Origin of the sequence: Chamaesiphon sp., assembly GCF_041738855.1 — a bacterium.
GTDB lineage: Bacteria > Cyanobacteriota > Cyanobacteriia > Cyanobacteriales > Chamaesiphonaceae > Chamaesiphon.
This window is the reverse complement of the sequence record NZ_JBGSPA010000221.1, coordinates 1-6,615: the sequence shown is the minus strand read 5'-3', so window position 1 is coordinate 6,615 and position 6,615 is coordinate 1. Positions and strand designations below refer to the sequence as shown.

General features: G+C 42.0%; 8 protein-coding genes and 1 pseudogene. 8 read left to right on the top strand and 1 reads right to left on the bottom strand.

What is annotated here, in order from left to right; all coding sequences use genetic code 11:
- Nucleotides 1–309: 309 nt before the first annotated feature.
- Complete coding sequence (locus ACEW9I_RS24590; protein ID WP_373542967.1) at nucleotides 310–759, top strand: endonuclease domain-containing protein; 450 nt, start codon at nucleotides 310–312, stop codon at nucleotides 757–759.
- 30 nt (nucleotides 760–789) lie between these two features.
- The gene (locus ACEW9I_RS24585; RefSeq protein ID WP_373542966.1) at nucleotides 790–1,989 is read left to right on the top strand and encodes a HEAT repeat domain-containing protein; all 1,200 of its coding nucleotides are present in this window, start codon (nucleotides 790–792) and stop codon (nucleotides 1,987–1,989) included.
- Here the strand turns inward: ACEW9I_RS24585 and ACEW9I_RS24580 are convergent.
- Nucleotides 1,986–2,195, bottom strand: a complete 210-nt coding sequence (locus ACEW9I_RS24580; RefSeq protein ID WP_373542965.1) for a hypothetical protein — start codon at nucleotides 2,193–2,195, stop codon at nucleotides 1,986–1,988. The two genes, ACEW9I_RS24585 and ACEW9I_RS24580, sit on opposite strands and share 4 nt — an antisense overlap.
- Before the next feature lie 627 nt (nucleotides 2,196–2,822).
- On the opposite strand from ACEW9I_RS24580, the gene ACEW9I_RS24575 reads away from it, so the two are divergent.
- The 6 genes and pseudogenes from ACEW9I_RS24575 to ACEW9I_RS24550 all read left to right on the top strand — a co-directional run.
- The gene (locus tag ACEW9I_RS24575; protein ID WP_373542964.1) at nucleotides 2,823–3,140 is read left to right on the top strand and encodes a hypothetical protein; all 318 of its coding nucleotides are present in this window, start codon (nucleotides 2,823–2,825) and stop codon (nucleotides 3,138–3,140) included.
- Nucleotides 3,137–3,709 (top strand): putative toxin-antitoxin system toxin component, PIN family, encoded by a 573-nt coding sequence (locus ACEW9I_RS24570; protein WP_373542963.1) that lies wholly within the window; start codon nucleotides 3,137–3,139, stop codon nucleotides 3,707–3,709. The genes ACEW9I_RS24575 and ACEW9I_RS24570 overlap by 4 nt, the downstream gene beginning before the upstream one ends.
- Nucleotides 3,710–3,794: 85 nt before the next feature.
- Nucleotides 3,795–4,013, top strand: coding sequence for a DUF2281 domain-containing protein (locus ACEW9I_RS24565; RefSeq protein WP_373542962.1), 219 nt, complete (start codon nucleotides 3,795–3,797; stop codon nucleotides 4,011–4,013).
- Nucleotides 4,010–4,396 carry a type II toxin-antitoxin system VapC family toxin gene (locus ACEW9I_RS24560; protein ID WP_373542961.1) on the top strand — a complete coding sequence of 129 codons (387 nt, stop codon included), beginning with the start codon at nucleotides 4,010–4,012 and terminating at the stop codon, nucleotides 4,394–4,396. The genes ACEW9I_RS24565 and ACEW9I_RS24560 overlap by 4 nt, the downstream gene beginning before the upstream one ends.
- Nucleotides 4,397–4,588: 192 nt before the next feature.
- Nucleotides 4,589–5,767 (top strand): transposase, encoded by a 1,179-nt coding sequence (locus ACEW9I_RS24555; protein ID WP_373542960.1) that lies wholly within the window; start codon nucleotides 4,589–4,591, stop codon nucleotides 5,765–5,767.
- 21 nt (nucleotides 5,768–5,788) lie between these two features.
- A pseudogene (locus ACEW9I_RS24550) lies at nucleotides 5,789–6,385 on the top strand (DNA adenine methylase); the annotation flags it as partial.
- Nucleotides 6,386–6,615: the final 230 nt, after the last annotated feature.

Here is a 6,615-nt window from a genome sequence, read left to right as displayed (position 1 = left end):
TTTGAATTTTGACCAGATTTCTGGTTTTGAAGATGAAGGTCGAACTATCTCGGTGGATGAGGTCAGAAAGCTAGCCGAAGTCTAAAACCCTCCGCATGAAAAATCCCCTCCTCGGAGGGGTGCCCGTAGGGCGGGGTGGGTTCAACCTTCGATACCCACTAATTCGATCGACCCTGGGTACACTAAATCTGTAATTTGATTATTCGATCGATGTCAGAACCAGAATTAGAGAATTGCGATCGATCTCAGCGGTTAGAATTAGAAGGATCGATCGAAAGTATGCCATTGAATCCCAAACATTCGGGTTTTATGAGTGCAAGCGGAGATCTACCCACCCCGCCCTTCGGGCACCCCTCCGAGGAGGGGATTTTGAGGAGGGAGATTATTGATTATGAGCGGTATTTGAAGGAGTTGGCGCGGAAGTTACGGCAGAATATGACTTTGGGTGAGGTGTTGTTGTGGCAACGCTTGAAACGGAAGCAGATGCGGGGTTATGATTTCGATCGGCAACGTCCGATCGATCGATATATCGTCGATTTCTATTGTAAGGATTTGAAGCTAGCGATTGAAATTGATGGTAGCAGTCATGATGGCGAGGAAGCAAAGGTTAATGATGACATTAGACAAGAACGGTTAGAATCTCTGGGTGTGAGATTTTTAAGGTTTACGGATGCTGATGTGAAGCGGAATATGGAAATGGTGGTGGGTTCGATCGAGCAATGGATTACAGATCGCAGTTCAAAGCAAATTAATAGATAACAAAATATAAGATTTTTAGAAGTAAGCGTAATGACCGTTTTAACAGAGGCTCTAGATAGAATATTAAATTGGTTACACGAAAAACAACGCCAACGTCCTGAATTGTCTCATCGATATTGGTGTTTGGGTGCAACGACACCAATCGATACTCAATTTTATCCTCAACTGAGGTCGGGTTTATCAAGATCGGAAATTGCAGAAATTACCAAGGATTTTCCAGAACAATTACCGCCAGAAGTAATCGAGTTATATCAATGGAGAAATGGTGGTCAATCTGGCATTACTTATCTGTCGGATTGGTTGTTTAATTTTGGTGAAGGATTTGGACAGCAATGTGCAGCTAGCTTTCTGGATTTACAATCTGCCGTTAGTAACTATCGATTCAAAAGAAGTAATATTCTTGCAGATGTAAATGTAGACAATTTATTGACTAACCGCTATGATAACAATTCGCTAAAATTCTTCGATGCAATGGAATGTGTGGAAGGATATATAGTGATAAATCAAAACAGAAAATCTTACCCTATTGTGTTTTGGAATTTCAAAGGTGGAGTAGATATTGTTTATTCAAAATATGCCAGCTTGACAGATATGATGGTGACAATTGCCGAATGCTATGAAAATGCTTGTACGGTAGACGATCGAGGTAGATTAATTGAAAATAAAGATAAATATTGGGAAATATGGAGAAAATATAATGCTAGTTATTGGGTGGATTTATCACTGAGAAATATCCATCTAATTCAAAATGAACTTCCTCCATACATCTGCGATGAACGATTGTCCATAACCGTTATTTCAGAGCTGGCAGACACATTAAGATTTTCTCAGGATATCAGATTAGTAGAAGTGTTGAGTACTTTTTTGAAGAATTCTCCAGCAGATAAGCATTACAATCGCCAATTAAGCCATAATGCAGCTATGTATTTAAGTAGAACAGGTATCCTTAAATCAGTAGATTTTTTACTACCGATTCTCAATGAAAATTATTGGGAAAATCGTTACTTGGCAATAGTCGCTTTAGGTCAAATCAAAGACAAGCGATCTATTCCATCTTTGATAGATTGTCTTCAAGATGAACACGAAAATGTTAGACAAGAAGCTAAAATAGCACTCGATCGAATTCAAAAAGGAGATGGGGAACTTGCCGAATTCCGAAGTAATCCTGCGATATCTTTTCTGGAGTCACAATATCGTCTACAAGGCACAGACTTACACGATCTAATTTAAAAAGCATCGATACATTGGAACAGATTGAGTGTAATCTGTCTGGTTTCGGGATGATTGTTGCTAAATGCAAACTGTTTGATGACACACAACGGCTTACGGGGTTGGTCTTCATCCACTGCTTTGAAGGTTTTGCCAAACCCACCTTGTCCTAATAGCTTCAGAGCGCGATAGCGATCCTTGAGCAGGATCTTTGCCCCACAGGACATACAGAAGTTGGTAGTGGGGCTATTTTGTCTAGAGCGGGGCAGGTAGGGTTGATGCAATAACTCATAGCTGGAGCGGCTGAGGTGGGAATATTCATGCTTTCAACTAGTGTTCCCATTCCCAACCCACAAGTTAATAAAATCCCCTCCTCGGAGGGGTGCCCGAAGGGCGGGGTGGGTCAGATCTTCGCGACTCACTCACTAATTATCGATCGCGGGTACACTAAATCCATAGTTTGATTTTACTGGAAATGTCAGAACTAGAAGACTCGATCGAGAATTGCGATCGATCTCAGGAGTTAGAATTAGAAGACTCGATCGAAAGTACTCCACCCAATTTCAACCATTCGGAGGGAGAGAGTGCAAGCGTAGATCTAACCCACCCCGCCCTTCGGGCACCCCTCCGAGGAGGGGATTTACATGCGGGAGTTATTAATTGAGCGATAATATGACTACTCTGCTAAACATCACTTTTCGGTGAGATTCAACTACAGACTATGGGAAAATCGGTCGCTTTTGGCTGGTATGGCGGCAAATATAGTCACCTCGACTGGCTCTTACCGGACGATCGATTCACCCGTATTGGTATAATGGGAATACAGAGAGGACTAAACAAGCTTTAGATCTGATATGACCAACATTTCCTATCCCATTTCGATCCATCCACCACAGAGTGAAAGCGATCGCGTCGAGCTATCACAGCTATTAGAATATCTCGGTCGATCGCCCTCCGAAGTCAATCGCAGACTGCAAATAATAGTTAGAGCAATCTTGGCTGGAGAATCAATTTCGGTAGTCAGTCAAGAGCGCAGCTTATCGGGTGAATCTCTACAGCCGCAAGATAAAATCCGTGCTGAAAGTCTGCGAGAAATTATTGCAATGACAGAAGAGGAGGGGGGATATGAAGATAACTATATTCTATCGGTGATGGCGAGCATAGATGAATGACTAAAAAAGCTTTGCTCGATGCCTGCACTATATTTGGAATGCCCATTAAAGATACTTTATTTACTGCTGCATTTCAAGGAGTTTTTCAACTTTATCTTTCTGAGGAGATTTTAGATGAGGTCAGCCGCAACCGCATTAAGAAACAGTTATCTACTCCAGAAAGAGAAGACCACTTTCAACAACAAGTCAGAAAAGCTTTCCCTCAAAGCTTTATCGATGCACCTTTAAATTTAATCGAGTCCATGACCAACGATCCTAAAGATCTCCATGTGTTGGCTGCTGCTATTGTTGCTGGCGTAGATTATCTAGTTACATACAATCTCAAAAACTTTCCGGTCATATCTTATCGAGATTATAATCTTTTGGTGTTGAATCCAGATGATTTTTTGTTAGCTCTTTGCGACGATTGTGGCGATGAATCATTAATAAATGTTCTAGAAGAGCAATCTCGTAATCTAAAGAAAACGTCAATATCGCCATTGCAAATTCTCGATAAGTTAAGAATAAATAGATGCAATAAATTTGCAGACAGGCTCTATAGAGCGATCTCCGATCGCTACTCTCTCTAGAATTTTGCATCACCACGTTAGCATGATGCAAAATTCTAGTATGTTCGGACGATCGAGTTGAGATCCATAGTAATGAGGTTATCCAATGATAGAAACCACAATCCTAGAATATCTTCATAAACTACCAGACTCACTTCAGCAAGAAGTCCTCCACTATACTCAGTTTTTGCTAGAAACTCATACGAAAAGCACTTCTCAACCACAGAAAAAGCGGCAAGCAGGTTTTCTGAAGGGTACATTTGCTTTACCACTAGCTGAAGACTTTAATGAGCCATTAGAAGATTTTCAGGAGTATATGGAGTGACTAATCTACTTTTGGACACCCATGCGTTTATTTGGTATTCAGAGGATGACTCTAAATTACCTAAATCGATAAAAACAGAAATTGAAACAGCAGATCGAGTTTACATTAGTATCGCTAGTCTATGGGAAATCGCGATTAAATTAAGCATCGGTAAGTTGTCACTGCGATCGAACTATGAATCGATCGAAGCTAGTCTGGAACCTGCTGGAATTAGCTTATTACCTATTTCTTTCGCCGATACGGTTCGGGTAATGAATCTACCGCTCCATCATCGCGATCCGTTCGACAGGATTTTAATCGCTCAAGCCATTAATAATTCGCTCACCTTAGTTAGCTGTGATGCTGCTTTCACTGCATACCCAATTCAACTACGATGGGAATAAATCAAAACTAGAGACTATGGGAAAATCGATCGCATTTGGCTGGTATGGCGGAAAATATAGCCACCTCGACTGGCTTTTACCTGGTTGACTGACAAAAGTCAGTCAAGATCGAGAAAAAAGCTGACTCAGACTGGATTAGAGAGAAAAAGAGGGGGTAAACTGTTTTTAACCAAAAAACCAGTATGAATCGAAATGCTCGAAAACCCCTCTCGTCTTCATCATCAACTAATTGAATTCGCAGGTCAATACACTCAGTGGTCAGATGTTCGACATTTAGGAGTAATGTGTTGGATGATGGTTGGCTTAATTGCAGAGGGAAAAGTAAATCTGACCAAATGGATCGACCATGTAAGCACCAAAGCACAAATAGCTCAAAGCACGCAAAGAAGGTTATCTCGGTGGGTAAATAATTCCCGCATCAACCCAGCCAAATTGTATAGTCCAGTGGTCAAAGCAGTATTTGCCAATTGGAAAGACTCAGAAATTTATCTGAGTTTTGATACCAGCATGTTATGGGATGAATATTGCATCATTCGTCGGGTCTGTGTAGTGCATCTAGGCCGAGGGATTCCAGTGGGTTGGCGAGTACTCAAACATAAAAGTAGTAGTGTCAAAATTGAGACTTATCAAGACCTACTCAAGCGTATTGCCAAACTACTGCCAATCCAGGCTAAAGTCATTCTCTTAGCTGACCGAGGATTTGCCAATGCCGAATTAATTCGCTATGTCCGACAATTAGGCTGGCACTGTCGCATTCGGATTAAGGGCAATTTTTGGCTCCGTCATCCTCGTCAGGGGTGGCAGCGAGTCAGTCAATTTCCGGTGGCCATCGGTGAGGCAAAACTGATTCACAACGTTCAAATTCACAAACATAACTCGCTCACAGATGTCCATCTAGCCATTGCTTGGGAAGCTACTTCTGGTGAACACTGGTACATTATTAGCACTGAGTCTACTACTCTCCAGACTTTTCGGGAATATGGCTTTCGTTTTACGATCGAGGAGAACTTTCTAGATGATAAATCCTCTGGATTTAATCTCGAAGACTCTAAACTCCGTTCCGCTCCAGCTTTATCTCGATTATGCTTGGTCTTGGCAATGACTACTTTGTTTTTGACTGCTCAAGGTGTCGAAGTGGTTACTAATGGTCAGCGTCGCTGTGTAGATCCACATTGGCATCGAGGTTCTAGCTATCTAAAAATTGGCTGGAGCTGGGTTAAACAAGCTCTCAACAAGGGTTGGAATTTAATTTCTGCGATTTCTTTTTCTACTAATGTTGACCCCGAACCTGCCCAGGCTTCTCACCTACAATATCAGAAAAAAACTTACCGAATTGAGTTTAGAGCCACCACTCACATCTGGGCTAATTAAACTTTTGTCAGTCAATCAGGGCTTTTACCCTTATTACCACCATCACAACATTTTTGCGACGTATTTGGTGGCTCCGCCGCTGTCATCATCAATCGCCCACCATCTCCCGTTGAAACTTACAACGATATCCACAGCGAAGTCGTGAATTTTTTTCGCGTCCTCCGCGACCAAAAGGAGCCTCTGATTGAAGCCATCGGTTTAACACCTTTCTCCCGTGAAGAACTAGGATTAGCCAGCCAACGCCAGACAGCAGGAATGACCGAACTAGAACGCGCTCGACGTTTTTTCGTGTGTGCTAGACAAGTCCGAACCGGACTAGCTCAAACATCCAGCGCGGGACGTTGGGCGCATTGCCTATTAACCAGTCGCGCCGGAATGTCAGGTGCGGTGTCTCGGTGGCTGGGGAGTATCGACGATTTATCACTTATCGCTCAAAGACTATTGCGCGTTCAAATCGAGAATGCACCCGCGATCGATGTCATCCGACGGTATGATAGTGCAGATACGCTGTTCTATTGCGACCCCCCTTACCCACATGGTTCGCGTGGCGACTCCAAAGCATACGCACATGAAATGACCGATACAGAGCATCGAGAACTCGCAGCAGTACTTAGGGCTTGCTGAAAAAGTAGGAGAATAGTCTTCCAAAAATTGATTAGTAATGGAAAAAATTTGAGAAATTAGTTTTTATTAACATGATTGCCCGATCTATAACTTTGTCTAATCATAATGATATAAAAATAGCTGAGAGATGTTGAGATTTAAAGTGCATATAAAAAAAGACAAAAAACTGCCGTAGCAGTGCAGAAAGATTCATCACCAAAAAAGAGATTGCAATTGCAGTCTCA

What these genes read in the sequence shown, in the direction of transcription:
- ACEW9I_RS24580 (WP_373542965.1), bottom strand. Translation starts at nt 2,195, where the DNA reads ATGTCCTGTGGGGCAAAGATCCTGCTCAAGGATCGCTATCGCGCTCTG.
- ACEW9I_RS24565 (WP_373542962.1), top strand. Translation starts at nt 3,795, where the DNA reads ATGATAGAAACCACAATCCTAGAATATCTTCATAAACTACCAGACTCA.
- ACEW9I_RS24585 (WP_373542966.1), top strand. Translation starts at nt 790, where the DNA reads ATGACCGTTTTAACAGAGGCTCTAGATAGAATATTAAATTGGTTACAC.
- ACEW9I_RS24555 (WP_373542960.1), top strand. Translation starts at nt 4,589, where the DNA reads ATGCTCGAAAACCCCTCTCGTCTTCATCATCAACTAATTGAATTCGCA.
- ACEW9I_RS24575 (WP_373542964.1), top strand. Translation starts at nt 2,823, where the DNA reads ATGACCAACATTTCCTATCCCATTTCGATCCATCCACCACAGAGTGAA.
- ACEW9I_RS24570 (WP_373542963.1), top strand. Translation starts at nt 3,137, where the DNA reads ATGACTAAAAAAGCTTTGCTCGATGCCTGCACTATATTTGGAATGCCC.
- ACEW9I_RS24590 (WP_373542967.1), top strand. Translation starts at nt 310, where the DNA reads ATGAGTGCAAGCGGAGATCTACCCACCCCGCCCTTCGGGCACCCCTCC.